The 26,357-nt window shown below is 67.5% G+C and carries 22 protein-coding genes; 5 read left to right on the top strand and 17 right to left on the bottom strand.

The genetic code is table 11. From position 1 onward, the window contains the following. Positions 1 to 42: 42 nt before the first annotated feature. From DWA33_RS07540 to DWA33_RS07530, 3 genes are all read right to left on the bottom strand, one after another. Complete coding sequence (locus DWA33_RS07540; RefSeq protein WP_430707864.1) at positions 43 to 1,212, bottom strand: methyl-accepting chemotaxis protein; 1,170 nt, start codon at positions 1,210 to 1,212, stop codon at positions 43 to 45. Between the two features lie 357 nt (positions 1,213 to 1,569). Continuing rightward, entirely contained in the window at positions 1,570 to 2,250 is a 681-nt protein-coding gene (locus tag DWA33_RS07535) for a response regulator transcription factor (protein ID WP_114357475.1), read from the bottom strand. A gap of 315 nt (positions 2,251 to 2,565) precedes the next feature. Further along, positions 2,566 to 4,140, bottom strand: coding sequence for a Do family serine endopeptidase (locus DWA33_RS07530; RefSeq protein ID WP_114357474.1), 1,575 nt, complete (start codon positions 4,138 to 4,140; stop codon positions 2,566 to 2,568). A 353-nt stretch (positions 4,141 to 4,493) separates the two neighbouring features. Between DWA33_RS07530 and DWA33_RS07525 the strand changes: the two genes are divergently transcribed. The 4 genes from DWA33_RS07525 to DWA33_RS07510 all read left to right on the top strand — a co-directional run bounded on the left by DWA33_RS07525 (position 4,494) and on the right by DWA33_RS07510 (position 8,594). Continuing rightward, positions 4,494 to 5,402, top strand: a complete 909-nt coding sequence (locus DWA33_RS07525; protein ID WP_114357473.1) for a ferritin family protein — start codon at positions 4,494 to 4,496, stop codon at positions 5,400 to 5,402. Positions 5,403 to 5,455: 53 nt separating this feature from the next. Continuing rightward, positions 5,456 to 5,944: a ferritin-like domain-containing protein gene (locus tag DWA33_RS07520; RefSeq protein ID WP_114357472.1), complete on the top strand. Its 489-nt coding sequence runs from the start codon at positions 5,456 to 5,458 to the stop codon at positions 5,942 to 5,944. Positions 5,945 to 6,213: 269 nt separating this feature from the next. Then, a complete protein-coding gene (locus DWA33_RS07515) occupies positions 6,214 to 7,452 on the top strand; it encodes a GTP-binding protein (protein ID WP_114357471.1) in 1,239 nt (412 codons plus the stop codon). 119 nt (positions 7,453 to 7,571) lie between these two features. Further along, positions 7,572 to 8,594: a formamidase gene (locus DWA33_RS07510; RefSeq protein WP_114357470.1), complete on the top strand. Its 1,023-nt coding sequence runs from the start codon at positions 7,572 to 7,574 to the stop codon at positions 8,592 to 8,594. 125 nt (positions 8,595 to 8,719) lie between these two features. Here DWA33_RS07510 and DWA33_RS07505 read toward each other — a convergent pair whose 3' ends face one another. From DWA33_RS07505 to DWA33_RS07445, 13 genes are all read right to left on the bottom strand, one after another. Beyond that, positions 8,720 to 9,913 (bottom strand): efflux RND transporter periplasmic adaptor subunit, encoded by a 1,194-nt coding sequence (locus DWA33_RS07505; RefSeq protein WP_114357469.1) that lies wholly within the window; start codon positions 9,911 to 9,913, stop codon positions 8,720 to 8,722. A 1-nt stretch (position 9,914) separates the two neighbouring features. Next, complete coding sequence (locus tag DWA33_RS07500) at positions 9,915 to 12,263, bottom strand: ABC transporter permease (RefSeq protein ID WP_114357468.1); 2,349 nt, start codon at positions 12,261 to 12,263, stop codon at positions 9,915 to 9,917. After that, on the bottom strand, positions 12,260 to 12,976 hold the full coding sequence (locus DWA33_RS07495; RefSeq protein ID WP_114357467.1) for an ABC transporter ATP-binding protein: 717 nt from the start codon (positions 12,974 to 12,976) through the stop codon (positions 12,260 to 12,262). Before DWA33_RS07495 ends, DWA33_RS07500 begins: the two co-directional genes overlap by 4 nt. 102 nt (positions 12,977 to 13,078) lie before the next feature. Further along, positions 13,079 to 13,576, bottom strand: coding sequence for a cytochrome c-type biogenesis protein (locus DWA33_RS07490; protein ID WP_114357466.1), 498 nt, complete (start codon positions 13,574 to 13,576; stop codon positions 13,079 to 13,081). A gap of 13 nt (positions 13,577 to 13,589) precedes the next feature. Further along, positions 13,590 to 15,572: a heme lyase CcmF/NrfE family subunit gene (locus DWA33_RS07485; RefSeq protein ID WP_114357465.1), complete on the bottom strand. Its 1,983-nt coding sequence runs from the start codon at positions 15,570 to 15,572 to the stop codon at positions 13,590 to 13,592. After that, positions 15,569 to 16,087, bottom strand: a complete 519-nt coding sequence (ccmE, locus tag DWA33_RS07480) for a cytochrome c maturation protein CcmE (protein ID WP_114357464.1) — start codon at positions 16,085 to 16,087, stop codon at positions 15,569 to 15,571. The genes DWA33_RS07485 and ccmE overlap by 4 nt, the downstream gene beginning before the upstream one ends. Positions 16,088 to 16,203: 116 nt before the next feature. After that, positions 16,204 to 17,310, bottom strand: a complete 1,107-nt coding sequence (gene ccmI / locus DWA33_RS07475; protein ID WP_114357463.1) for a c-type cytochrome biogenesis protein CcmI — start codon at positions 17,308 to 17,310, stop codon at positions 16,204 to 16,206. Positions 17,311 to 17,473: 163 nt separating this feature from the next. Continuing rightward, positions 17,474 to 18,877, bottom strand: coding sequence for a hypothetical protein (locus tag DWA33_RS07470; protein ID WP_114357462.1), 1,404 nt, complete (start codon positions 18,875 to 18,877; stop codon positions 17,474 to 17,476). A gap of 221 nt (positions 18,878 to 19,098) precedes the next feature. Further along, positions 19,099 to 19,563, bottom strand: a complete 465-nt coding sequence (locus tag DWA33_RS07465; RefSeq protein ID WP_114357461.1) for an RT0821/Lpp0805 family surface protein — start codon at positions 19,561 to 19,563, stop codon at positions 19,099 to 19,101. 95 nt (positions 19,564 to 19,658) lie between these two features. Beyond that, positions 19,659 to 21,050 carry a sensor histidine kinase gene (locus DWA33_RS07460; RefSeq protein WP_114357460.1) on the bottom strand — a complete coding sequence of 464 codons (1,392 nt, stop codon included), beginning with the start codon at positions 21,048 to 21,050 and terminating at the stop codon, positions 19,659 to 19,661. A gap of 15 nt (positions 21,051 to 21,065) precedes the next feature. Then, on the bottom strand, positions 21,066 to 21,740 hold the full coding sequence (locus tag DWA33_RS07455) for a response regulator transcription factor (protein WP_114357459.1): 675 nt from the start codon (positions 21,738 to 21,740) through the stop codon (positions 21,066 to 21,068). Between the two features lie 152 nt (positions 21,741 to 21,892). Then, positions 21,893 to 22,465 carry a 3TM-type holin gene (locus DWA33_RS07450; RefSeq protein WP_114357458.1) on the bottom strand — a complete coding sequence of 191 codons (573 nt, stop codon included), beginning with the start codon at positions 22,463 to 22,465 and terminating at the stop codon, positions 21,893 to 21,895. Positions 22,466 to 22,467: 2 nt separating this feature from the next. Then, positions 22,468 to 23,247 (bottom strand): glycoside hydrolase family 19 protein, encoded by a 780-nt coding sequence (locus DWA33_RS07445; RefSeq protein WP_114357457.1) that lies wholly within the window; start codon positions 23,245 to 23,247, stop codon positions 22,468 to 22,470. Between the two features lie 156 nt (positions 23,248 to 23,403). On the opposite strand from DWA33_RS07445, the gene DWA33_RS07440 reads away from it, so the two are divergent. After that, on the top strand, positions 23,404 to 24,411 hold the full coding sequence (locus DWA33_RS07440) for an FkbM family methyltransferase (protein WP_114357456.1): 1,008 nt from the start codon (positions 23,404 to 23,406) through the stop codon (positions 24,409 to 24,411). Between the two features lie 4 nt (positions 24,412 to 24,415). Here the strand turns inward: DWA33_RS07440 and DWA33_RS25395 are convergent, their stop codons facing one another. Continuing rightward, positions 24,416 to 26,347, bottom strand: a complete 1,932-nt coding sequence (locus DWA33_RS25395) for a DUF2793 domain-containing protein (protein ID WP_244601219.1) — start codon at positions 26,345 to 26,347, stop codon at positions 24,416 to 24,418. Positions 26,348 to 26,357: the final 10 nt, after the last annotated feature.

Genomic DNA, 26,357 nt, shown 5'->3' with positions numbered 1-26,357 from the left:
TGGCACCGCGTCGGCGGCCGCAAACGGCGGCCGAGCTTGGCGTTACGAAGCCCGCACGGTGCGCAGGAAGCGGCCGACTTCGTCTTCGAGCCGGCCGCTTTCCTGCGACAGCGACTGCGCCGACGACAGCAGCTGCGAAGACGACGATCCGGTTTCGACCGCGCCGCGCCTGACGTCCAGGATGGTGGCGGAGACCCGCTCGGTGCCCTGTGCGGTCTGCTGGATGTTGCGTGAGATCTCCTGCGTCGCGGCGCCCTGCTGTTCGACCGCGGCGGCGATGTGCGCGGAGATTTCCGACAGCTTCTCGATGGTGCCGCTGATCTCGCTGATTGCGCCGACCGACTCCTGCGTCGCCGACTGGATCCGGCTGATCTGCTGGCCGATCTCGCCGGTGGCCTTGGCGGTCTGCTCCGCCAGCGCCTTGACTTCGGCGGCGACGACCGAGAAGCCGCGCCCGGCCTCGCCGGCGCGGGCGGCCTCGATGGTCGCGTTCAGCGCCAACAGATTGGTCTGGCCGGCGATGGTGTTGATCAGTTCGACGACGTCGCCGATCCGCGTCGCCGCCTTGGACAGTTCGCTGACGCGTTCGGTGGTGTTGCGCGCCTGGCCGACGGCGTCGCCGGCGATCCGAGCGGATTCCTGCACCTGCTGGCTGATCTCCCGGATCGACGACGACAACTGATCGGTCGCGGTGGCGACCGACTGCACGTTGCTGGTCGCCTCCTCGGACGCCGCCGCGACGTTGCTGGCGAGATTCTGCGAGGTGTCCGCGGTGGTGGCGAGCTGGCGCGCCGAGCTTTCGAGGTCGGCGGAGGCCGACGACACCGTCCGGACGATCTTGCCGATCGCGCTTTCGAAGTCGCTGGCGAGCTGATGGATCGAGTCGCGCTTCTGGTTTTCCGCCTTCACCAGATCGTCGATGTCGACCAGCGACCCGCAGGCGCGCCGCGGCTTGCGGTTCTCGTCGAGCACCACGCCGCCGGTCGCCCTGAACCAACGATAGCTGCCGTCCTTGACCTTGAGGCGATACTTGACGTCGTAGCCGACGCCGGTCTGGCAGGTCTTGGTGAAGGCCGCGAACGTCGGGGCGACGTCGTCGGGATGCAGCCGGTCCGACCAGGACTGTACCAGGTTCGGGAATTCGGCTTCGGAGCTGTAGCCGCACAGCCGGCGGAATTCCGACGACCAGGTCCAGCGCGCCTTGGGATGCATCGCATCGCCTTCGTACAGGATCGCGTCCCACAGCCCGATGCCGCAGTGGAGCGACAGGGTGTCGAGCCATTCGGCCTTCTGGATCAGCTCCTGCCTCTTCTGGCGTCCCGTAAACATGCGGCGTTCATCCCCCAATGAGTTGTATTTGCGGGAAGCTCGCATGTGAAAGTTAAGAAACGATGGGATGCGCCGTATTTGGATACCCAGAAACACTACGAGGGTAGTGCTTTGCGGCTAGTCGCAATAGCTGAGCAGCGCCGCGCGTGCTGCGCCGAACTGCAGGTTGGCGCTGTCTCGGGCATCCGTTCTGGCTTGTCGGAAAGCTTTCCGCCGGCGCGCCCAAGCGGTGAGCGAGGCTCAGCGCAGCCCGTCGCGGATCATGTAACCGGCGCCGCGGATGGTGTGCAGCAGCGGGCGGTCGAAGCCCTTGTCGATCTTGCCGCGCAGCCGCGAGATGTGGACGTCGATGACGTTGGTCTGCGGATCGAAGTGATAGTCCCAGACGTTCTCCAGCAGCATGGTGCGGGTCACCACCTGGCCGGCGTGCTTCATCAGATATTCGAGCAGCCGGAATTCGCGCGGCTGCAGCGTCAGCTCTTCGCCGCCGCGGGTGACGCGGTGCGACAGCCGGTCGAGTTCGAGATCGCCGACCCGGTAGCTGGTCTCTTCGGCCGGACCGCCGTGACGCCGCGACAGCACCTCGACGCGCGCCAGCAGTTCGGCGAAGGCGTAAGGCTTCGGCAGATAGTCGTCGCCGCCGGCGCGCAGGCCCTTGATGCGGTCGTCGACCTGGCCGAGCGCCGACAGGATCAGCACCGGCGTGCGATTGCCCTTGTCGCGCAAACTGCCGATCACCGACAGGCCGTCGCGCTTCGGCAGCATGCGATCGATCACCAGCACGTCGTAGTCGCCGCTCTCCGCCAGCGCCAGACCCTCTTCACCGTCGCTGGCGAGATCGGCGATGTGGCCGACCTCGCGAAACGCCTTGACCAGGTAATCGGCGGATTCGCGGTCGTCCTCGATGATCAACAGACGCATATTGCTGTCGGACTTGCTCGTACTCTGCGGGCTCTGCTGCAACATGACGCGGCTTCAGCCTCCTTGCAAGGCGGGCGGCACGATCGACCCCCGAGACAGGAACGGGCGATGGAGCTGGGGGACTCCACCGCCCGCCTGAACCTTCCGACGGAGGGGGGCTGTGCTCCTTCCGGAAGGCGTAGGACGGGGACGAGCGGGTTACGACCCGTCCCCGGGAAAGCGCCGTCGGCGGGGGCGACGTAAGCCGGCGGAACTTTCCAAACCTGGTTTCATCGATCGGTCTTCATCACCTTGGTCGCCTGCTCGCCGCGCCGATCAGCTCTTGGCGATCGGAACCGCGACGAAGCGCGAGGAGCCGCCGCTGCGAACCCGCATCAGCACGCTGTTCTTGTTGTCGCTCCTGGCCGAAGCGAGCGCGTCGCGAACCTCCGACGGGCTCGACACGTTCTTGCCGGCGACTTCCAGGATGACGTCGCCCTCCTTGAAGCCGCGGTCGGCCGCGGCGCTCTTCGGGTCGACGTCGGTGACCACGACGCCCTCCTTGCCGGCGCCGGCGACGGCGCTGGCGGGTGCCACGGTCAGGCCGAGCTTGGGCAGGTCGAGGCCGGAGCTCGATCCGCCGCGATCACCGCGATCGGTGTTGCTGGCCTCGATCTTGTTCGGCAGTTCGCCGAGCGTCAGCGTCAGCTCACGATCCTTGCCCTTGTGAACCACGGTCAGCTTGACCGAATGGCCGGGGGCGAACGCGCCGATGGTGCGCGCCAGTTCGCGGGCGTCCTTCACCGGGGTGCCGTCGACCGCGGTGATCACGTCGCCGGATTCGATGCCGGCCTTGGCGGCCGGGCCGTTCGACTGCGGCTCGGCGACCAGCGCGCCTTCGGCCTTCTTCAGGCCGAGGCTGTCGGCGATCTCCGGGGTCACCGGCTGGACCTGGACGCCGATCCAGCCGCGGCTGACCGAACCCTTGTCCTTGAGCTGCTCGACCACCGCCTTGACGGTGTTGGCCGGGATCGAGAACGCGATGCCGATGCTGCCGCCCGACGGCGAGTAGATCGCGGTATTGACGCCGACCACTTCGCCGGCGGTGTTGAACGCCGGACCGCCGGAATTGCCCTTGTTCACCGGTGCGTCGATCTGGATGAAATCGTCGTACGGACCGTTCCCGATGTCGCGGCCCATCGCCGAGACGATGCCGGCGGTGACGGTGCCGCCGAGGCCGAACGGATTGCCGACCGCCAGCACCCAGTCACCGATCCGCGGCTTGCCCTCGGACAATTTGGCGTAAGGGAAGCTCGAGCCGCCCTCGACCTTGATCAGCGCCAGGTCGGTGCGCGGGTCGTTGCCGATCACCTTGGCCTTGTAGGTCTTGCCGTCGTCGGTGGTGACTTCGACCTTGTCGGCGCCTTCGACCACATGGTTGTTGGTCACCGCGTAGCCGTCCGCCGAGATGAAGAAGCCCGAGCCCTGGCCGGTGATCATGCCGCCGCCGCGATGGCCGCGCATGCCGGGCGGCATCTCGCCGCCGAACCGGCGGAAGAACCGCTCCATCGGCGAGCCGGGCGGCAAGGAGAAGTCCTCGCGGTCTTCGTTGCGGGCCATCTTGTCGGCGATGTTGACCTTCACCGAAATCACCGACGACTTCACCTTGTCGACGATGTCGGCGAAGCCGACCGGCTGCTGCGCCGCATGGACATTGGCGCCGACCTGCTGCGCCTGTGCCGGCGTGCCGAGCAGATCGAACGAACCATGGCTGTGGCCGAGCCCGTACGCACCCGCACCGAGGCCAGCCACGACCGACGCCATCAGCGCGAATTTGCGCGCCGACAGCAGCGACCTGGACAGCGGCCGATGCGAAGGCTGCGCGGGCGGAACGGGGCGGCGATCGTGCATTGAGAAAGTCTCCGAGCAAGCAGTTGAAACCGGGGTGCGTCAGCTCCGCACCGTTGCGTTGGAAGATGGGGGCCGCCGCCTTACGGCGCTCTGGAGGGGGAATTAAACTTTTGTAACTTTGACGGTATTCCGCCGCGACGGATGGTCGCTTCCGCCTCGCCGCAACGCGCAATTTGTCGCCGTTCGTACATTCGTGTCGGAAATCCGATCCGCCTTTGGTCGCAGCCGGTTTCCGCCACGGCGGTTCAACTAACTGAATTGATTAGCAATCCCTGCTGGCCTGGTTCTTGCCATGGCGCTGCACGAGGCGCCGGGGAGGCGTCGATCAGCAAGCTGCTACAGGAGAGTGCGACGTGGCCAACATTACCTTCTCGTCCCCTGTCATGGCGAAGGACGTCACCGTCTACGCCGTGGCGGGCGATCGCGGGACGATTCTCGCAGTCGCGAAATCGCACCACATTCCGATCCCGTTCGATTGTCAGGACGGCGAATGCGGCTCCTGCCTGGTGCAGGTCGAGCATTTCAATCCGAAGGCCAAAGCGGCGGTGGCGCTGACCGAAAAAGAAAAGGAAGTGCTGCGCCAGCTCGGCAAGATCACCAAGGAGGAGATCGTCGAGGCAGAGGTCAACGACGTCCCGCCGCGCTACCGCCTCGCCTGCCAGTGCTTCGTCCGCAACGAAGACATCCTGGTCAAGTTCGAGGGCGACAAGACCAAGCCGCAACGGATGGCGGTGACACCGGCCGCCGCGCACTACAAAGGCGGCATGGAGATCAACACCCTGCCGGACTTCTTCAGCTACGCCGCCAAGGTCGAGGAAGACGCCGCGCTGCACTACGACAGCCTCGCCAAGGCGATGGCCGATGCCGGTAACACCCCGGTGGCAAAACTGTTCGCGCAGCTCGCCGAGTTCTCGCGGATGCATCTGGCCGAAGTGAAGTCGCGCGCCGGCAACATCGATCTCGGCAAGAACGTCCCGCCGGACTACGCCTGGCCCGATCACGCCACGCCGGAGCGCGCCGCGGTGTGGGCGTCCGATACCACGCTGACCCGGCTCGGCGCGCTGAAGGCGGCGCTGCAGGGCGAGCGCCGCGGCTACGAGTTCTACCGTGCGGTCGAAGCCACCACCAAGTCGCCCGAGGTCGCCGCGGCGGCCAAGGAGTTCGTCAACGAAGAAGCCGAGCACGTCCGCATTCTCGAGGCCTGGATCACCCAGGAGGAATGGTCGCTCAAGCACGCCGCCAAGGCTGCGGAGAACGCCTGACGACAGCGACGGCCGTCGCCGTCCCGGCGACGGCCGAACAAGGAGAGACGACGATGGAAACAGTCGAAGAGTTTCTGGCGCATTCGATCAAGCTCGAGCAGGAAGCCGCGCTGCGGTTCGGTCAGCTCGCCGACGCGATGGATAGCTGCGGCAACAAGGAAGTATCGAAGCTGTTCCGCCAGCTCGCGGACTACTCGCGGATGCACCAGGCCGATGCGCAGGCGCGCGCCGGCTTCCGCGACATCCCGCAGATGGAGCCCGGCGATTTCAAATGGCCGGGCCTGGAAAGCCCGGAAGCCGCGGCGATCTGGGGCACCGACCCGTTCATCGGCCGAGATCTCGCGCTGCAGATCGCGCTGGAGGCCGAGACCGGCGCGTTCGACTGGTACAAGAACGTCCTCGACACCACCGACAATCCCGAGATCAAGATGCTGGCGAAGGAATTCGTCGCCGAGGAAAGCGGTCACGTCGCCGAACTGCACCGCTGGATCGCGCTGCACAAGGCCGGCAAGCCGCTGCCGCACGAGATCGTGCCGTTCTGAGCACGACGGTCCCACCGCCGTTTAGCCGTCGACGAAAAGCGCGAGGCCGCAGCCGGCCTCGCGGCCGGCCGCCTCGCTGCGACGGCCGGATGCACGCTACAATCCAACCGCCTCGGAAAGCCAACATCGGGTCTCGAGTTGCGCCCTCGGGCCCCGCCCAAATCGAGCGATTGGGGATCATCGCCAGCCGTCGCGCGCCGTCCTTGACACCTTGCCACGCAGCGACCTACACAATGCAACGTTATAACATTGCATTGTGAGGTAAAACCTTGCCGAAGCCGCAAACGTCTGACGATCGCCTGCCGGTCACGGTGCTGTCGGGATTCCTCGGGTCCGGCAAGACCACCCTGCTCAATCACGTGCTCAACAATCGCGACGGCCGGCGGGTCGCGGTGATCGTCAACGACATGAGCGAGGTCAACATCGACGCCGATCTGGTGCGCGAGGAGACCGCGCTGAGCCGCTCCGAGGAGAAGCTGGTCGAGCTCACCAATGGCTGCATCTGCTGCACGCTGCGCGAGGATCTGCTGAACGAGGTCCGCCGCCTCGCCGACGAACGCCGGTTCGACTACCTGCTGATCGAGAGCACCGGAGTGTCGGAGCCGCTGCCGGTCGCCGCCACCTTCGAGTTTCGCCAGGAGGACGGCGACAGCCTGTCGGACATCGCGCGGCTCGACGCCATGGTGACGGTGGTCGACACCGTCCACCTGCTGAAGGACTATTCGTCGACTGATTTTCTCGCCGACCGCGGCGAGACCGCGGGCGAAGGCGACGGGCGCACTCTGGTCAATCTGCTGGTCGAGCAGATCGAGTTCGCCGACATCGTCGTCATGAACAAGGTCTCTGACGCCACGCCCGCGCAGCGCGAGGCGGCGCGGGCCATCATCCACGCGCTCAATCCCGACGCCCGGCTGATCGAGACCGATTACAGCCAGGTGTCACCCGACGAGATCTTCGACACCGGCCTGTTCGACTTCGAACGCGCCCATCAGCACCCGATGTGGTTCAAGGAGCTGTACGGATTTGCCGACCACGTTCCGGAAGATGCCGAATACGGCGTCACCAGTTTCGTCTGGAACGCGCGCCGACCGCTGATCCCGGAACGCTTCAACGAATTCCTGCAGACACCGCTGCCCGGCGTCATCCGCGCCAAGGGGCATTTCTGGCTAGCGACGCGGCCCGACTGGGTCGGCGAGTTCAGCCTCGCCGGTGCGGTCGCCACCGCCAAACCGCTCGGGTTCTGGTGGGCCGCTGTGCCGCTGTCGCGCTGGCCGTCCGACCCGGCGGTGCAGGCCGAGGCCAAGGCGAAATTCGATCCGGTCTACGGCGACCGGCGGCAGCAGATCGTGTTCATCGGCATGCTCGGGACGATGAACCGGGACCGCATCACCGCCATGCTGGAGCGCTGCCTGGCCGAGCCGGCGAGCGCCGAGGCGTTCGATCCGAACAGTTACCGTCACCTGCCCGACCCGTTTCCGGGATGGCGGCGCGTCACCGACGCAGCCTGAGCCGACGCCGCGCATGCACCTGCTCGAGATTACGAAGGCCGTTACGTAGAACGACGTATTCGCCGATCGCCGCTCCGGATCCATAACCGCGATGTTATAATGTTACATGGAGCCAAGTCATGGCAAGTACCGGAAGCGTAAGCGCGTGGGACGAAGCCCTGCTCGTCGCGATGATCCAATATCCCGTGCCGGTGATCACCGGCCCGGCGGACATCCAGACCCAGGTGAAGCAGATCTGCCGCGCCGTCGACACCACCAAAGCGGGCTACCCGGACCTCGATCTGATCGTGTTCCCGGAGTACTCGACGCAGGGTCTCAACACCGCGATCTGGACCTACGACGAGATGCTGCTGACGGTGGATTCGCCGGAGATCGGCGCGTTCAAGCAGGCGTGCAAGCGCAACAAGGTCTGGGGCGTGTTCTCGCTGATGGAGCGCAACGACGATCCGTCGCTGCCGCCGTTCAACACCGCGATCATCATCAACGCCGACGGCGAACTGGCGCTGCATTATCGCAAGCTGCAGCCGTGGGTGCCGATCGAGCCGTGGTCGCCGGGCAATTACGGCATGCCGGTGTGCGACGGCCCGAAGGGCGCCAAGCTGGCGGTGTGCATCTGCCACGACGGCATGTTCCCGGAGCTGGCGCGCGAGGCCGCCTACAAGGGCGCCAACGTCTACATCCGGATCTCCGGCTATTCGACCCAGGTCAACGATCAGTGGATCTGGACCAACCGCACCAACGCCTGGCAGAACCTGATGTACACCATGTCGGTGAACCTCGCCGGCTACGACGGTGTGTTCTATTACTTCGGCGAAGGCACGGTGTGCAATTACGACGGCAACGTCATCCAGCAGGGCCATCGCAACCCCTGGGAGATCGTCACCGCCGAGCTGTTCCCGCGCCTCGTCGACAAGGCGCGCGAGAACTGGGCGCTGGAGAACAACATCTTCAATCTCGGCTGCCGCGCCTATGTCGGCAAGCCGGGCGGCGAGAAGGCGAACTATCTGACCTGGGTGCGCGACCTCGCCGAAGGCAACTACAAGCTTCCCTGGGACGACAAGATCAAGGTCCGCGACGGCTGGAAATACTATCCGGACGGCGTCAAGCTCGGCCCGATGCCGAAGCCGATCGCGGCGGAGTAGCTCCCACCGATCTCGTCACCCCAAGGCAGACCCGGCCGCTCCGGCGGCCGGGTTCTTTGTTTCGGCCGCCAGCCTTCGCGCCGGAGGACGCCGGACAGCACCAGCGACAGCTTCACGCCGATCACCTACCGGCGGGTCGTGACGGCGGCGCCGTCGCCTAGCGTGCTCGGCGGAAACACCACCACCTGCTGGCCGGGCTGCAGGCCCGAAGCCACTACCGCCAACCGGCCGGACCGGCGGATCAGCTCGACTGCGCATTCCCGCGCGACGCCGTCCTGCACCACGAAGGCGGCCCAGCCGTCGTGTCGGCGGAACAATGCGCCCTCGGGGACCACGGTCGCGTCCGCGATTTCGGCCACGGTGAACCGCGCATCGATCCGATAGTTGTCGCCGAGGCCGGACCAGAGTTCGCGCGGCGACAGGATGTCGGCGACGACCCAGACGCGCTGCTCTTCGACGCCGAGCGCCGACACTTTGGTGAAAGCGGCAGGCTCGACAAACCGCACGCGTCCTTGAAGCAAGCCCGGCCCGCCCCAGCGGTCGATCATCACCGCGGCGCCCGGTTTGATCTCGACGGCCTGGGTGGTCAGCACATCGGCGATGATTTCGAGGTCGTGCGGATCGCCGATCTCGATCAGCGGAGCCCCGGCGGCGACCACCGTCTCGCTTTCCTGCATGACGTGCAGCACCCGTCCCGCCACCGGCGCGGTGATGTCCCACTGCTCCGCCGGGGGCGACGTCGCGGTCGCACGCAGCATCAGCGCCTTGGTCTGATCGCGTTCGTGTTCGGTGGCGTGGCGCCGCAGCTCGGCGGCGACGCGGTCACGCTCGGCGACGCGAAGCGCCAGCTCCTCGCGCTCGAGCTGCTGGTTGGTGGCGGCGCCCTTCTGATGCAGCGCGCGAACCCGCTCGAGGTCACGCCGGGCCTGCGCCTCCTGGTCATTCGCCCGATCCAGCCGGGCTTGTGCCTCCTGCATCGACGCCTCGGCCGCACCGAGCCGTTCTTCCAGCTCCTGCCGGGTGCGCGGATCGAGCATCGGAGAGGCAGTCGGCAGCAGAGTCGCCACCCGCGCATCGGCCTCGACCGAGTCGCCCGGCTTGAGATCGAGCCGCAGCAGACGACCGGCCAGCGGGCTCGACACCACGTAGCGGTTGCGGATCCGGGTCTTGCCGTCTTCTTCGACGGTGGCCGTGAACGACCCGCGCGACACGGTCGCCACGTCGACGGGTACCGCTGCAGGCCGAAACGCCCAATACAGCAGCGCGGCGGCGGCGAGTACCGCCACGACGATCGACAGGAAAGTGACGACTCGCGGCATCTCAGTCCCGCGTCTTCAGAACGGCGACCAGATCGAGCCGGTCGATCCGGCGGCGAACCAGGAGCGCGCTGCCGACCCCGGCCCCCAGCACCACCAGCGCCGCGGTCGCGAACGTCGCCGGGCTCACCACGGGGGGAATTGTAAAGCTCTCGTTGCTTCGCAACGTCATCAGCACAGTCACGATCCCCTGCGCCATCGCCAAACCAAGCGGAATCGCGATCCCGGTGGCGATCGCGAGTTCTGCCAGCAGAATGCGCGAAACCTCGGCGCGGGTGAAGCCGAGAATGCGCAGGCTCGCCAGCTCCCAGGCCCGCTCCTGCAACGAGACGCGGGCCGAATTGTAAACTACGCCGACGGCGATGATCACGCCGAACAGCGTCAGCACCACCGCGGCGATGGTGACGACGGCGGCGACCTTCTCGTTGAACAGCTGCAGCCAGACCCGCTTGACCGACGTGGCGAGCACGCGCGGCCGCTCGGCCAGTCGCTTCCATACCGCGTCGGCGTACTTCGGATCGACCCGCAGTGCGGCCTGCGAAACGAGGTCGTCCTCCCGCATCAGTCGGTTGAGTGCAACGCGGTTCATGTAAGCACTGTAGCCGAGCACGTCCTCGATCAGCGACACCACCGCGGCCGGCCGAGTCTGCCGCCGCCCTTCCAGCGTCTCGACCAGAATGTCGTCGCCCGGTGCGACGCCGAGCCGCTCGGCGAGACCCTTGCTCAAGATGATTCCGTCGGCGGGAATCGCCGCCGGCTGCAGCGAAGCGGTGCGCGGCACGCGCAGCTCGCTGTCCCGGGCGATCCCGGTCAGCACCAGGCGATAGGTCCGGTTGCCGGCGCGTAGACGAACCGGAACGATCCGCTGTCCTTCGACCAGCGACACGCCGTCGAGGGATGCGATCTCGCGAAGCGATCGGCTCGACCGCGGGTCGGTGAAAGTGACGACGGCGTCGGCCCGCTCGATGCCGTCGAATTGGACCTGGACCATGTAGTCGAGGGCATCCCACCAGAACAGGCCGAGCACCACCATTGGGACCGCGAACGCCAGGCCGAAGATCGTCAGCACCGAGCGGACCGGGCGGCCCAGCAAGCCGCGGATCGTCATCTTCACCGCCGGCGGCAGCGTTGGCCCGACGATCGCCCGACTGAACGCAGCGGGCGTTTCGGACCGCAACGCTTCTGCCGGCTTCAGCCGCAACACCCGACGGACCGCGGCCAGCGCTCCCGCCGCGGCCATTGCGGCGCCGGTGCCGATCGCGAGCATCGGCACCCACATCGGCATGGTGAGCGGCAGGTCGGGGAATCGAAAGAATGGCCGGTACGCTTCGATCATGCCGAGCGCGTACCAATAGCCGGCCGGCACGCCGAGCACCGCCCCGAGCGCGCAGATCGATCCGACCAATCTGAGATAATGAATGGCGATCGGCATCGATGGAAAACCCAGCGCCTTCAGGGCGGCGATCTGCTCGCGCTGGGCGTCGACCAGCCGCCCGATCAGCACGTTCAGCAGGAACGAGGCGATGCCGAAGAAGATCACCGGCACGAAGATCGCCAGCGTCCGCTGTTCGGCAAGCTCGTCGGCGAGAAAGCGGTGCGAGGCTTGATCGCGACGCTCGTAGGCGCCGCGGCCGCCATAGCGGTCGAGCTGCGCATCGACCTGCGCCGCCACCGCCAGAGCCGAGGCGCCCGGCGCCAGCGTCAGCACCAGGTTGTTGAAGGCGCCCTTCATGTCGAATGCAGCGGCGACGGCATCGTCATTGGCCCACAGCACCACGAAGGTCCGGTCGTCCGGCAGCGGATTGCCGGGCCGGGCGGCGTAAATGTACTCCGGCGAATGCACGATGCCGGCGATCCGGAACGTCTCGACCCTGCCGTTCAGGATGACGCGGATGGTGTCGCCCGGATCGACGCCCCAGGTGCTGGCGAAGCCGGCGTTGACGAGCACCTCGTCGAGCCGTGCCGGATCGAGCCATCGTCCCTTGACGCGATCGAGCCGGTTCAGCGACGGCTGGCCTTGCCTCGGAAGCGAGACGATGGCGCCGGCGACCGACAGATCCGAGCGCTCCCACTCGACGCGCACGTCCTTGACGACGCGGGGCTCGGCGATGCCGACGCCAGGCAGCGCCGCGATCGTCGCCGACACCGTGCTCGGAGCCCGCTCCAGCTCCACCCACAGATCGGCGAACCGGCTGGTCCGGTAGTACTCCTCCTGCGCCGTCCGCAACGAGAGATAGGTCGAGACCGAGCCGATCAGCACGGCGACGCCGGCGCCGAGCAGCAAGGCGACCGACAGCACCTGCGCACGCATCGCCCACAGATCGCGCCGCAGCTTGCGGTCGAGGATACTCACCAGCTCAGCTCCTCGGGCCGCATCAGCGTGGTGTTGCGCTCGTCGGCGACGATCCGGCCATGGCCGAGCCGCAGCACCCGGTTGGCCATGCCGGCGATCGCCGAATTGTGGGTGATGACAATGGTGGTGGCGCCGAGTTCGGCATTGGCCCGGGCGAGCGCGGCCAGCACCAGCTTGCCGGTCTCGACATCGAGCGCACCAGTCGGCTCGTCGCACAGCAGCGCATCCGGCCGTTTGACGATGGCGCGGGCGACTGCGACGCGCTGCTGCTCGCCGCCCGAGAGCTGCGATGGGAAGTGCCGGAGCCGATGCGAGAGACCGACCAGCGCCAGCGCCTCGACCGGCTTCATCGGATTTTCGGCGATGCTTGCCACCAGTTCGACGTTCTCTTCGACCGTCAGGCTCGGGATGAGATTGTAGAACTGGAACACGAACCCGACGTGCTCGCGCCGGTAGCGCGTCAATTCCGCTTCGCTCGCGCCGGTCAACTCGTGGTCGCGCCAGCTGGCGTGCCCGGAGGTCGGCGCGTCGAGCCCGCCAAGAATGTTGAGCAGGGTCGATTTGCCGGATCCAGACGGACCCAGCAGCACGACGAATTCGCCGTTCCAGATGTCGAGGTCGAGGTCGCGCAGCGCGTAGACGATCGCTTCGCCGGACCCGTAGGTCTTGCACAGGCCTCTGGCGGAGAACACGGGACTCGCGTCTTGGCCCACCGCACCGCTCTCCTCGTCGCCGGTCTCCGCTGGGGTGCCAAGCTGCGTTCGGCGGCGGCGACCCGGAATCGATTTACCGAAGCGCCAAACGCCGCGGTGTGACTACAAAGCCCGGTCGGTCCCCTGCTCCAGCAGCTTGTCCAGCCGCGCCTGCTCGTCGGCGCTGAGCGGCTTCGGCGCGTCGCTGCCGCGCGCGGCATCGCGGCCGCGGCGGCGGATGTGCAGCCACAGCCCGAGGCCGCCGCCGAACAGCACCAGCGGCGGCACCAGCCACAACAGCAGCGTGTGCAGCTCGAACCGCGGCTTCAGCAGCACGAACTCGCCGTAGCGCGCCACCAGATAGTCGATCACCTGCCTGTTGCTGTCGCCGGCGGCGATCCGCTCGCGCACCAAGAGGCGCAGATCCTTGGCCAGCGTCGCGTCGGAATCGTCGATCGACTGGTTTTGACACACCATGCAGCGCAGCTCGCGCGACAATTCGCGCGCCCGCGCCTCCTGCTTCGGATCTGCCATCACCTCGTCGGGCTGCACCGCATGCGCGAGCGGGGCCGCAACGACGGTCGCGAACACCATGAACAGAGCGGCAAGCAGTTTCCGCATCGGTCTCTCCACCCTACTCCGCCGGCTGCAGCGCGCGCGGCGCCTTGGCGGGCTTCGGTGCGCCGACGCGCAAGCGGCGATCGGACAGCGACAGGACGCCGCCCAGCGCCATCAGGATCGGGCCGAACCAGATCAGCAGCACCATCGGCTTGTGATACATCCGCACCGTCACCGCGCCCTGGTCGTTGAGATCGCCGAGCGAGACGTAGAGCTGGCTGAAGCCGCGGGTCAGCAGCGCCGCCTCGGTGGTCGAGGAGCCGCGGGTGATGAAGCTGCGCTTCGACGGCGCCATTTCGCCGATCCGGCGACCGCCTTCGGTCACGGTGAAATGGGTGAGCAATTCGCGGTAGTTCGGGCCCTGCCGCTGCACCGCGCCGTCGAACTTGAACTCGTAGCCGGCCAGCTTGGTACTGTCGCCCTCCTTCATCGCGGCGATGTACTCGCTGTTCCAGGTGGTCTCGCAGACGATGCCGATCAGCGTCACGCCGAGCGCCGCATGGGCGAACATCGTGCCCCAGGCCGAGCGCGGCAGGCCGGCGGCGCGGCGCAGCGAGATCGACAGCGGTCCGCGGAACAGCGCGATACGCTCGGCGATATCGACCAGCGCCCCGACGATCACGAACACCGCAAGTCCGATCGCCAGCGGCGCCAGCACCGCGCCGCCGGTTGTCCAGGCGTAGACGAAGGCGACCGCCAGCAGCGCCACCACGCCGGCGGCGATCAGCCGCTGCGAGGCGCCGATCAGATCGCCGCGCTTCCACGCCAGCAGCGGCCCGAACGGCACCGCCATCAGCAGCGGCACCATCAGCGGGCCGAAGGTGAGGTTGAAGAACGGCGCGCCGACCGAGATCTTGTCGCCCGTCAGCACTTCCAGCGCCAGCGGATACAGCGTGCCGACGAACACGGTGGCGCAGGCGGTGGTGAGGAACAGGTTGTTCAAGACCAGCGAGCCTTCGCGCGAGATCGGCGCGAACAGCCCGCCCTGCTTCAGCGACGAGGCACGCCAGGCGAACAGCGTCAGGCTGCCGCCGATGAACACGCACAGGATCACCAGGATGAAAACGCCGCGGCTGGGATCGGTGGCGAAGGCGTGGACCGAGGTCAGCACGCCGGAGCGGACCAGGAAGGTGCCGAGCAGCGACAGCGAGAAGGTCAGGATCGACAGCAGGATGGTCCAGACCTTCAGCGCGTTGCGCTTCTCCATCACCACCGCCGAATGCAGCAGCGCGGTGCCGGCGAGCCACGGCATCAGCGAGGCGTTCTCGACCGGGTCCCAGAACCACCAGCCGCCCCAGCCGAGTTCGTAGTAGGCCCAATACGAGCCCATCGCGATGCCGAGGGTGAGACAGATCCAGGCGATCAGCGTCCACGGCCGCACCCAGCGCGCCCAGGCGGCGTCGAGCCGGCCTTCGAGCAGCGCGGCGGCGGCGAACGAGAACGAAATCGAGAACCCGACATAGCCGAGGTACAGCATCGGCGGATGCAGCGCGAGGCCGATGTCCTGCAGCACCGGGTTGAGATCGCGGCCTTCGATCGGTGGATTGGCGATCCGCGCGAACGGGTTCGAGGTGATCAGGATGAACAGATAGAACGCGGTCGCCACCCAGCCCTGCACCGCCAGCACATGGGCGCGCAAGCTCAGCGGCAGGTTGTTGCCGAACGCCGCGACCAGGCCGCCGAACAGCGCCAGGATCGCCACCCACAGCAGCATCGAGCCTTCGTGGTTTCCCCACACGCCGGTGATCTTGTAGAGCAGCGGCTTCATCGAGTGGGAGTTCTCGTAGACGTTCGCCACCGAGAAGTCGGAGGTGACGTGCAGCCACACCAGCGCGGTGAACGACAGCCCTGCGAACAACAGCTGCACCAGCGCGGTGGAGCGCGCCACGTTCATCAGCGCGCCGTCGCCCAGCCGGGCGCCGAGCACAGGCACGGTGGACTGGATCAGCGCCAGCGCCAGCGCCAGGACCAGTGCGTAGTGTCCGGCCTCGGCGATCATCGCCGGCCCTCCGCCGCGTTGGCGGAGGTCTGTCCCGCCGTGGTCGCACCGGCCGGGCTCTGGCCGGGCGCGGTCTTGCCGTAGTCGTCCTTCCAGTGGCCGTCCTTCTTCAAGGCGTCGGCGACTTCCTTCGGCATGTAGTTCTCGTCGTGCTTGGCCAGCACGGTGTCGGCTTCGAACACGCCTGCGCTGTCGAGCGCGCCTTCGGCGATCACGCCCTGCCCTTCGCGGAACAGGTCGGGCAAGATGCCCTTGTAGGCGACCGGCAGCGTCGCGTTGCCGTCGGTGACCTTGAACGACACCCTGAGCTGCTCGCCGCGCTGCAGCGAGCCGGGCTCGACCACGCCGCCGAGCCGGAACCGCTTGCCGGCGGCGATGTGCTGCTCCGCCACCATCTTCGGCGTCGAGAAGAACACGATGGAGTCGCGCATCGCGTTGAGCACCAGCCCAACCGCGACGATGAGCACCACCCCGGCGCCCCCGATCATCATCAACCGCCGCTGTTTACGCGTCATGGTCCATTCGCCTCGGCGTTCGCTACCGGATGTTCACGAGCGACGCTTCGCGGCGTCGCTCGAAAGTCTGTGTCTGACGAAGATGTCGAAAAACCACATCGTTCGTGCCGCCATCGTCAGCCGTCGAGCCCGAGGCTCTTGAAGCCGTCGTTGAGCTGCTTCAGCCGGTCCGGCTTGTCGGCCAGCGCCTGACGCGCCTCGGTCTGCGCGGTTTTGGCCTTGTCGCCGTCGCCGAGCACCATATAGGCGCGCACCAGCCGCAGCCAGCCGTCGACGTCGTCGCCGTTCTGCTTGAGCCTCGCGGCGAGCTTGGCGACCATGCCCTGGATCATCGCGGCGCGCTCGGCCTCGCTCATGTTCTGCACCGCCGCGGCCGCGCCCTCCGGCAGCGCCGGCTGCTTGGCGGTGCCGTCGACGCGGGCGAGTTCGGCCTGCAGCATCGGCCGCCACGGCGCATCGGCCGGCGCCTTCTCAAGCATCGCCCGCCAGATCGTCGCGGCGTCCTTCGGCCGGCCGTCCTGCTCGGCGGCGAGGCCGAGGAAGTAGCGCGCCTTGGCATCATCCGGGTTGAGCGCGACGGCGCGCTCGAATTCGGTCTTGGCGTCGGCGGTGACTACCCCGCCCGCCGCCGAGGTCAGCACCTCGCCGAGATCGGCGCGGCGCTCGGCGGTCTCGCCGGCGTAAGTGATCGCATTGCGATAGGCCCGCGCCGCGTCGTCGAACCGGCCGGTCTTGGCCAGCACCGGCGCCAGCACGGTCCAGCCGCGGCCGTCGGCCGGGTTCTTCTCCAGATGCGCCTCGACCTGCGCTACCAGATTGTCGAGCGGCTGCGTGGTCGCCGGGGCTTTGGCCCGCGCCGCCAGCGGCTCGTCCGGCAGCGTCGGCGAGCCGAGCGGCAGATACACCGCCGCCGCGAGCACCGGCAGCCCGATCAGCGCCAGCACCGCGACCGCGCGGCGCATCCCGCGGCGGGTGGTGCTCGGCACGCTGCGCTCCGCATCCGCGCTGGCGAGCAGCCGGCGGCCGATCTCGACCTTGGCGGCGGAGGCTTCGGACGGGCCGATCAGTCCGATCGCGGCGTCACGGTCGACCTCGGCGAGCTGGTCCTTGTAGACCGCCGCCTCGCTGCCGTCCTGCTGCGCCTTGACGCTACGCCCGAGCGGCCACAGCACGGCGAACACCGCCACGGCCGTCATCATCGCGAACACAAACCAAAGCGCCATTCGAGCGAGATTCCGGGTGAAGACTATGCGGCCGCGGCACCGGCCCGGCGGGTCGAAAATCCGGGCGGGTTACACCATGGTCGGACGATAGCCGCAATTGACATTTGCGGCACCGGATAAGCCGCCGCAGGGGATGAAACTTGATTTGAATCAAAGGGGGAGCTCAGCCCGCCCGCGCCGCCGGCTTGCGTTCCACCACAACCATGGCGCTTTCCGCCGCCCGCTTCATCAGCGAGGCGTAGTCGTGGCCGAACAGCACCTCGCAGAACCGGATCGCGGCCTCGGCCTGCTGGTGGCGGAACGGCTTGACCCGCGGATCGGAGCCGCGCAGCGACTGCACCAGCGCCTCGGTGGATTTCTCGACATATTGCTGCAGCTCGGAATAGGTCCGCTGCGTCACTTCGTTGATCGCCAGTTCGCTGGCATAGGTGCGGCACACCGCGACGAAATCGATCAGCGCCGCGGCCTCGTCGACCTCGATCTGGTCCAGCCTGGCGCCGCTGGCGATGTCCTTGTCCGGGCGCTGGCGCAGCAGCCGGCGCACCCGGCCGGGCACGCTCTCGATCTCCGACTTCACCGCGTTGGAGATGTCGACGCGGATCGCGGCGAGCTGCTTGCCCCAGGTCGAATCGCTGCGGATGTCGAGCTCGGTGCGCAGGCCGCGGACGCCGTCGTGGATCACCTTGAGGTTCTCGGCGACGTTGCCGTAGTGGCCGCGGCGGATTTCCTCGCGCAGATCCGCGGTGAGCCGCGCCAGATCCTGGATCGCCATGGTGACGGCGACGCCGTAGGGCGTGGCCGCGACCTTGATCTCGTCGTCGGAGCCGGCGACCTTGATCGCCATCCGGACGATCTGCCACGGCTGGTTGAGGTGATCGAGGATCAGCGTCAGCGCGAATGGCAGCAGGATCGGCGTCTGCAGCGCCGGCACGTTGAGTGCGGCGATCATCGAATTGACCTGGCTGTCGCCGAACACCCGCAGATTGCTCGACAGCTTGCCGTTGAAGGTGTCGATGGCGTCGCGGTTCTTCAGCACCGCGCCGATCGGCGCCAGATCCTCGACCGCCGACGGCGGTCCGACCCGCGACATCGAGCGCTGGCGATCGACCCCCGGCTCCGGATTGATCAGCTTGTCGATCGCCGCGGCGGCCGCCTGCTGCAGCTTGCGGACCAGCTGTTCGACCTGGGACGCCGGCGCGTTGCGCAGGCCGATCAGCGCCGCCTCGAATTCCCGGATCTGGTCCGGCATGCCGTCGCGCTCGAGCCACTGCCACACCGAGGTCAGCGACGAGCGCCGGATCTGCCCCGGCCGCGGCGTCTCCTTGGGATCGATCAGGAACGGTTCCAGCACCCGGAACATCAGCCGCGCCGGATCGTCGCTGCGCGGCCGGTTGTCGTCTTCGGCGCCGCGAACGATCTTGCGCAGCTCCTCCAGCACGAAGCTCGCCACCGCGACGTCGTCGCCGCGCTCCAGAGCACGCTCGAATTCCCGCATCAGCAGCGCCTGGGACTGCGGCGGGAGCTGGGACAGATAGTCCCGCAGCTTTTCGGTCGGTGTCTGGCTCATGCGCCCAAGGGGTTGCAGGCTGTTCGCACGCGTGGAATCGCGCACCGCTCGCAAGGTGCCGGTCGCGCCACGGCGCTCCCCCCAGAGATAGCCACGGCGATGTTAAGAAGGGGTTGAGGGGGACGCTTGCGCCGGCGGATTCACGCTCTGCCGCAACTGCGGCTCATGGCGGTAACGCGCTGGAAACTTTCGGCTTCCAGCGCGCGGCGCGCGAATGCCGCTCAGCTCTGCGCGGTCCAGGGCGCGCCGTCATGGGCGCGGCAGGCGGTGCCGCGGGAGATCTCGATCTGCTGGCCGATCGTCACCGCGTGCGAGAAGCCGCGGCAGGTCGCGCCCTGCTTCAGATAGGCGGGTCCCGGCACGATATTGCCGTAGCGGCCGGAGGCGGCGTTCTTCCACGCCACAGGCGCGCCGGATTCGCCGCGATCCAGCGCGTCGAGCTCGGCCGCATAGGCCAGCCGGCGGTCTTCGGCATTGAGCAGCGCGCCGATCTTCGGACCGATCAGGCCGCCCATCGCGGCGGCGTCGACCGCGGCGCTGCCGTCGTTGCGGCCGAAATCAGAGGTCGCGGTGCTGGTGAAGGAATCCACCCGGGCGACCAGCCCGGACGTGCGGTCGCATCCGGCCAGCGCCAGCGCGCCGGCGAGCAGCAACAGCGGCTTCCCCGCCCAAGACGTCATGGTCATCCCCAAACGGCTCCCCGAAGGCGTTCAGCCTACACCCATAACCGTTAAGGAAAACAAGATGCAAATCTGGCGACGCTGTGGCAGCGGCCGGCACGTTATGCCGCAGGCAGGGTCAGCTCGGCCCTGAGTCCCCCGATGGGGGCGTTGTCGAGCTTCAATTCGCCGCCGTAAAGCGCTGCCAGATCGACCACAATGGCCAAGCCGAGGCCGGAGCCGGGCTTGCTCTCGTCGAGCCGCTTGCCGCGCCGCGCGACCAGCGCGCGCTGCTCGGCCGACAGCCCGATCCCGTCGTCGTCGACCACGATCCGCAGCTTCGGCGGCGCGCCGGGCTCGTCGGCTTTCTCCCCGGACACGGCGATGAACACCCGCTCCGCCGCCCATTTGCAGGCATTGTCGACCAGATTGCCGACCATCTCCTCGAGGTCCTGGCGCTCGCCGCGGAATTTGAGGCCCGGGGCGACCTCGGCGCGCACCGCGATGGCGCGGTCGCGGTGGATCTTCTCCATGGTCCGGCGCAGCGCCTCGATCACCGGCTCGACCTCGGTGACGGTGCCGATCACCGTCAGCCGCGCCGCGATCCGGGCCCGTTCGAGGTGATGGGTGACCTGGCCGCGCATCAGCTCGGCCTGCTCCATCACCTTGGCGGCCAAGGGATCGCCGGGCCGCGCGCTGGCCTCGTTGACCAGCACCGACAGCGGTGTCTTGAGGCCGTGGGCGAGATTGCCGACATGGGTGCGGGCGCGCTCGACGATCTCGCGATTGGCCTCGATCAGCGCGTTGGTCTCGCGCGCCAACGGCGCGATCTCGACCGGGAACTGGCCCTCCAGCCGCTCGGCGCGGCCGGAGCGGACGTCGGCGATCGAATCCGAAATCCGTTTCAGCGGCGCCAGGCCGAACCGCACCTGGAAGATCGTGGTCAGCACCAGCCCGATCGACAGCGCCAGGAAGGTGCCGGCCAGGTAGTAGTCGAACGTCCGGGTCTCTTCGAAGATCTCGGTGGCGTCGCCGGCGACGGTGACGACGAACTTGCCGTCGAGGCCGAGATCGACCGGCCGCTCGACCATGCGCAGCGTCTGGCCCTCCGGCCCGGCGACATAGCCGTGTCGCACGCCGGACGGGCCGAGCTCGATGCCCTGATCCTCGAGCCTGGGCAGCTTGCGGTCCCACAGCGACCGCGAGGCGCGGGTCTCTGGCTTGTCGCCGTCGGTGCGGACCACCTGCCAATACCAGCCGGACAACGGCAGATCGAACAGCGGCTCGCCGATCGACTGGAACCCCTCCTGTGTGGCGTCGGGGGTCGCGACCTCGGCGATGATGGTGCGCAGATAGAGATTGAGTCTTCGGTCGAACGCGCGCTCCGAGGCGCCGCGATACACCGACGACAGCACGATGCCGGTGATCGCCAGGATCACCACCACCCAGGCGGTGGCGGACAGGAACAGCCGGGTGGCGAGCGAACTGCCGCGGCGGGCTGGTTTGACGGGCACCGCGTCGCCGGCGCGCTAATGCGCGTCCGCGGCCGGCGGCGACAGCAGATAGCCGAGCCCGCGCACGGTCTGGATGATGTCGACGCCGAGCTTCCTGCGGATGCGGCCGACGAACACTTCGATCGTATTGCTGTCGCGGTCGAAGTCCTGATCGTACAGATGCTCGACCAGCTCGGTGCGCGACACCACCCGGCCGGCATGGTGCATCAGATAGGCGAGCAGCCGATATTCATGGCTGGTCAGCTTGACCGGATGGCCATTGGCGCTGACCCGGCCGGTGCGGGTGTCGAGCACCACCGGGCCGCAGCTCAGTTCGGACTGGGCATGGCCGGCGCTCCGCCGCAGCAGCGCCCGGATCCGCGCCAGCACCTCTTCGAGATGAAACGGCTTGGCGACGTAGTCGTCGGCGCCGGCGTCGAAGCCCTGCACCTTGTCGCTCCAGCGGTCGCGCGCGGTGAGGATCAGCACCGGCATCGCGCGGCTGTTGCGTCGCCACGCCTCCAGCACCGAGATGCCGTCCATCTTCGGCAGGCCAATATCGAGCACCACCGCGTCGTACGGCTCGGTGTCGCCGAGGAAGTGCCCCTCCTCGCCGTCGAAGGCGCGGTCGACCACGTAACCGGCGTCGGTCAGCGCGGTGGTGAGCTGGCGGTTGAGATCGGGGTCATCTTCGACGACGAGCAGACGCACCTTCGACTCCGATAGCTTGTGCCCGGGCGGCGAACCCCGACGGCACCACGGGAAGTGACCGCGACGGGCATCACCGCGACGGTGAACGCAACGGCTGTGAAGATGAGCGGCGGCGGGGTGAATGCGCGGTGAACGACGGCGCGCGCGCCGGATTACTTTTTCTTCACGACCGCTTTGACCAGCCTGTCGATCACGCCCGGGTTGTCCTGCCCGGTGGCGGCGCAGACCTTTTCGCGGGTCCGGCCGCTGACATAGACGCCTAGCACGCCGAATCGGAAACCCCAATAGGCGACCAGGAGCGTGGTGGCGCCGACCAGCGCGTTGATGGTGGCGACGTCGCCGGTCCAGAATTCGTGCACCAGCACCGTCCACAGCGCGCCGCATTCGGCGGTCAGTTCGAACGCATAGGCCGGCCGCCACCAGCGCTGCACCGGATCGCTGGCGGCGAGCTCGGCGCGGATCGTCGCCTGGGTTTCGGCGATCGCGATGCGCTGAGTCTCCGCCTCGGCGCGGATCGCCTCGCACCACCGCGCCTCGGCCTCGGCGATCCGGTCCGGCGCCGCCTGCGGCAGCGACGCCTGCACCGCATCCGGGGTCGGCGACGGCGCGCCGAGTACCTCGGACAGCACCTTGCCGGCGGCGCCGCCGAGCGGCCCGCCGAGGGCGGTACCGAGCATCGGCGCGCCGAGCGCAATCACCTGTTTGGCGAGATCGCTCCAGTCCATGGTCAGCTCCTCTTGAAGGCCGCGGCCACCGCGGCGACGAGTTGCGCCCAGCGCGACGCGGATGGCGGCATCGGCGATGCGGGCGGCCGCGCGGGCGGCCCGGCCGCCGGCGGTTCGGGCACGAGCGGCGGCGAGGCGATCACCAACGGCGCCTCGCCGAGCGCGGCCTTCCATTTCGCCAGCCAGGCCTTGCGTGCGGCGAGGCCGATGGTGCCGCCGTTCAGCCGCCGGGTGACGCCAACGACGTCGTCGGCGCGCGCGAACGGCAGGCAGCCGCAGGCGACGAAATCGGCGACGCCGCACAGCAGGAAGTAGCGTGGATCGAGCAGCAGATCGGGATCGCTCACCACGTCGAGGCCGGTCGCTTTGGCTAGCCGGGCATAGCCCTCGCGCCCGGTGGTCTGCGCCGCGCCGCGGCCGCGGAAGATCCAGCCGTCGTCGGAGCCGGTTGCGTTGCCCATACGGCCGTTATAGACCTTGTTGGCAAGCGCCCGCGGGTCGTGCGCGTAGGGCGCGGCGCTGGCCAGCGTGGGAAACCGTGACGGCCACACCTGCAGCATCCGCGCCGGCGTGTAGTTTAGGTTTTCGACCACATCGCGCCCCGCCCCGCATTCGTGGCTGATCTGCGCCATGACATGAGCGACGAGGCCGGGCGTGGTGATGCCGAAACGCACGAACACCTCCGGCGCGGCCGCGGCGATGCCGGCGCGCAATCCCGGAATCTTCTGATCGCCGTTGGGCCACAGCCGGACCAACAGCTCGCCGAAAGACGATCTGGTCATGAGTGCGATCCTGATGTTGGGGAAGTCTGGTATACGCCTCGTGGAGGTCACGAATGAGCGATCAGCCAAGCTGGCTGCACCGCTTGCGGTAAGTAATCACTGCGTGACGACCAACCGCACGGACGTCACTGCGCGACGTGCAAGGGAACTCTTTAGATGACCGTCAACCTCGCCCCCTACACCCTGTCGGACTACGAGGGTTTTCGATGTTCGCCGGAAGTGCTCGCCGCGATCGAGGCCGTCACACGCGGGGATTTGCGCGATTCGGACGGACACGCCTTTGTCGCGCTCAACGACTATCAGAACGAACTCGAGGTCTTTGACTTCGTCAACGCGCACTTCGCTTCGAAATTCAAACGCGGCGACTCGCTCTACTGGTCACAGCCCTCTCCTTGGGTCACGCATAATGGCTTCAGCTTCGTCCTCTCGACCCGACACCGCGTGCTTCACCACAGGAACTGTCGAATTCTGTTTGAATGCCCGAATGATTTGACCTGGGAGCGGGCGGGCGGAACGCTTATCAAAGAACCCGGAACGATTGCGTGGATCGATAGTTTCGAGCGCGGCTCCCGGTTCTGGGACATTGGCGCAAACATCGGCAGTTTCTCGCTATACGCTGCAATCATGCGCGGCTGCTACGTTACGTCCTTTGAACCAAGCGCAGAAAACTACCTCGTGCTCAATCGCAACGTTGTTGCTAACGGGGCGGATAAGAACGTCCGAGCTCTTGCTGTCGCGATCGACGACAAATGCACGATCGCAGAAATGCACATGCGTGAGTCCCTTCCCGGCGCAGCGCTACACACCTTCAACACCGACATCGACTATACCGGGCACCGCTTCGAAGCGGCCTATCTCCAAGGTGCCATCGGAATTTCCGTCGATTCAGCGTGCGAATTGTTCGGGTTGGCCGTTCCAAACTATGTGAAGATCGACGTCGACGGCCTCGAGCGTGCCGTCATCGCCGGTGGCCTCAAGACGTTTGCAAACCCTGAATGCCGGTCAGTGCTGGTCGAACTCGACCTCAACGACAGCGCGGAAGTATCCGACATTTCACGTGCACTCGGCTCATGTGGCCTCACGCGCGATGAAAATGTGGCTGGCAATGTCGGCCGCGCACATGGAAAGGTCATGGTCTACAACATGATCTTCCGCAGGAATTAGCACGCTACTGCAAGCACCAACCTGACATTCCCGACTGAACGCCGGCGCCCCCGCCGTACCAGGTTTGCGTGTCTGCGCCACCGCCAAATTCCAGCCACCGAACCTCGCGGTATCCGAGCCCGGGAAGTCCGTCGTAGATCGCGGATGGCACTGAATTCACCAAGTTCGATGCGGAATTGATCCCGACTCGCGCGACATTTGTCGTCGAACTGTCGATGCCGATGCCGACACGAAGGGACCGAAAAGTAGCGGTACTGTTGGCGGCGGTTCCGATCACCTCTGCATGGACAATCTGAATATCCTGGCCCCGCATCAGCGCCACCTGGTTCGCGGCCGACCCATTGGCTTGCCGATAGCTCGCCGCCGAATACGTCCACGATGCGGTGCTCTCCGCGACTCGGAGCGGCCGGGCGATCTGGTGGTGGGCGTTGTAGAGCAGCCGTTTGCCGGCGCTGTCCTCGGTCTGGCCGTCGGCGGTGGTGCGGAACGAGCCGACATAGGTGGCCCGCCACGGCGCGACGGTGGCGAGATCGCCGGCGGCGCTGCCGGTGCGGAGCTGAATCGTCGCGGCATTGACGGCGATTCCCTGGACCACGGCAATCTCATTGGCGCCGGTGCCGCGCGAGGTGTCGGAACCGCCGGCGCCGGCCGACCAGCGTGGGCCGCTGCCGAGGCGCGGCACGCCGGCGCCGTCGAGGAAGACGTAGAGATCGAAATTGTTCGCCGCCTGATGATAGCCGGCGTGGCCGGAATTGCCGTCGAGCGCGAGCGCGAATTCGCCGCCGAGATCGGCCATCAGCAATTGCGACCCGTCGTGGATCGGCGCGGCCTGCCCGGCATACGGCGTGTAGTAGATCGCGGCGGCGCCCGCGATGTCCGCGGTGGTGACCGCGACGCCGCTGCTCAGAGTCAGCCGGCCCTGCGGCGGCACCACGGTTTCGCTGGACTGCACCGCCAGCGCGCGCCAGCGCAGCGAGGCGGCGTCGTAGAGCAGCGGAATCGCGTCGCCCGGATGCAGCACCGCGGTCCGCTTCAACGCGAACCGATTGGCGGCGGCCGACGCCGCATGACCGTTGTCGAGGCGGATCGGGTTGCCCCCGACATTGGTGACGACAAGGACGCGCCCCGCGACGCCGCCGGCGAGGCCGGTGATCGACCTTGTGGCGTCGCTCGACAAGCGCAGTTGCGAAGCGGCCGCGAGGCCGGGCGGATCGTAGTCGTTCTGGTCGGCGGTGAGCAGCGGCGGCGCGACCACGCCGGGCAACACCACCGCGCGCGGCAACGCCAGAGCGCCGCTGGCGGGATCGACGATCAGCGCCTCGGTCCAGTCCGCGCCGTCGGCCGAGACCTTGAGCTTGAACGCATCGGAGCCGACCAGGCCGAATTCAGCGCGGCCCGAATAGGCGTTGGAGAACACCACCGAGGCGGTATCGGCCGGGCGGGCCTTGGCGAGCTGGACACGGATGTCGCCGCTGCCACCCGCGGCCGGCTCGATCGCGGCGAACAGCGCGGCGTTCGACTTGACCGCGAGCAGATTCGGCGCCGCCGCGGTGGTGCCGACGCCGAGCCGTGCGGCGTTGTCGAGCGACACCCGCAGGTCGCGCAGATCGCGCCAGTGGCTGCCGTCATAGACCAGCAGCACGTCGTCGGCGACCGACCACACGCACCAGCCCGGCTTCGGCGCCAGGAACGCCCAGGCACCGTCCTGCCAGCTCGCGATCGCATCGTCGTGGCCGCTCCAGGCGCCGGTCGCGCCGGCGGCGACGATGTGGCGCGCGCCTTCGGCCGGGTCCGCCGGCGGCGCATTGCGGTTGCGGTCGAGAACCGCGATCTGGATCGCGGCGTCGAGGATGCGCAGCGCCTCGTTGTGGGTGACGTGCTTCTGCGCCTGCGCCGCCTCGATGAAGGGCAGCCCGAGATTGGCGGTGGCGGTCATGATCGCATCC

The organism is Rhodopseudomonas pentothenatexigens (assembly GCF_900218015.1).
Classification (GTDB): Bacteria; Pseudomonadota; Alphaproteobacteria; order Rhizobiales; family Xanthobacteraceae; genus Rhodopseudomonas; species Rhodopseudomonas pentothenatexigens.
Note: the sequence above shows the minus strand (reverse complement) of the source record. Positions and strands in the feature narration are given on the sequence as shown.

Bases quoted from the DNA above. Each gene is read 5' to 3' on its own strand.
- DWA33_RS07540 (WP_430707864.1), bottom strand. From the start codon at position 1,212: ATGCATCCCAAGGCGCGCTGGACCTGGTCGTCGGAATTCCGCCGGCTG.
- DWA33_RS07535 (WP_114357475.1), bottom strand. From the start codon at position 2,250: ATGCGTCTGTTGATCATCGAGGACGACCGCGAATCCGCCGATTACCTG.
- DWA33_RS07530 (WP_114357474.1), bottom strand. From the start codon at position 4,140: ATGCACGATCGCCGCCCCGTTCCGCCCGCGCAGCCTTCGCATCGGCCG.
- DWA33_RS07520 (WP_114357472.1), top strand. From the start codon at position 5,456: ATGGAAACAGTCGAAGAGTTTCTGGCGCATTCGATCAAGCTCGAGCAG.
- DWA33_RS07510 (WP_114357470.1), top strand. From the start codon at position 7,572: ATGGCAAGTACCGGAAGCGTAAGCGCGTGGGACGAAGCCCTGCTCGTC.
- DWA33_RS07505 (WP_114357469.1), bottom strand. From the start codon at position 9,913: ATGCCGCGAGTCGTCACTTTCCTGTCGATCGTCGTGGCGGTACTCGCC.
- DWA33_RS07490 (WP_114357466.1), bottom strand. From the start codon at position 13,576: ATGCGGAAACTGCTTGCCGCTCTGTTCATGGTGTTCGCGACCGTCGTT.
- DWA33_RS07485 (WP_114357465.1), bottom strand. From the start codon at position 15,572: ATGATCGCCGAGGCCGGACACTACGCACTGGTCCTGGCGCTGGCGCTG.
- ccmE (WP_114357464.1), bottom strand. From the start codon at position 16,087: ATGACGCGTAAACAGCGGCGGTTGATGATGATCGGGGGCGCCGGGGTG.
- ccmI (WP_114357463.1), bottom strand. From the start codon at position 17,310: ATGGCGCTTTGGTTTGTGTTCGCGATGATGACGGCCGTGGCGGTGTTC.
- DWA33_RS07470 (WP_114357462.1), bottom strand. From the start codon at position 18,877: ATGAGCCAGACACCGACCGAAAAGCTGCGGGACTATCTGTCCCAGCTC.
- DWA33_RS07465 (WP_114357461.1), bottom strand. From the start codon at position 19,563: ATGACCATGACGTCTTGGGCGGGGAAGCCGCTGTTGCTGCTCGCCGGC.
- DWA33_RS07450 (WP_114357458.1), bottom strand. From the start codon at position 22,465: ATGGACTGGAGCGATCTCGCCAAACAGGTGATTGCGCTCGGCGCGCCG.
- DWA33_RS07445 (WP_114357457.1), bottom strand. From the start codon at position 23,247: ATGACCAGATCGTCTTTCGGCGAGCTGTTGGTCCGGCTGTGGCCCAAC.
- DWA33_RS07440 (WP_114357456.1), top strand. From the start codon at position 23,404: ATGACCGTCAACCTCGCCCCCTACACCCTGTCGGACTACGAGGGTTTT.
- DWA33_RS25395 (WP_244601219.1), bottom strand. From the start codon at position 26,347: ATGACCGCCACCGCCAATCTCGGGCTGCCCTTCATCGAGGCGGCGCAG.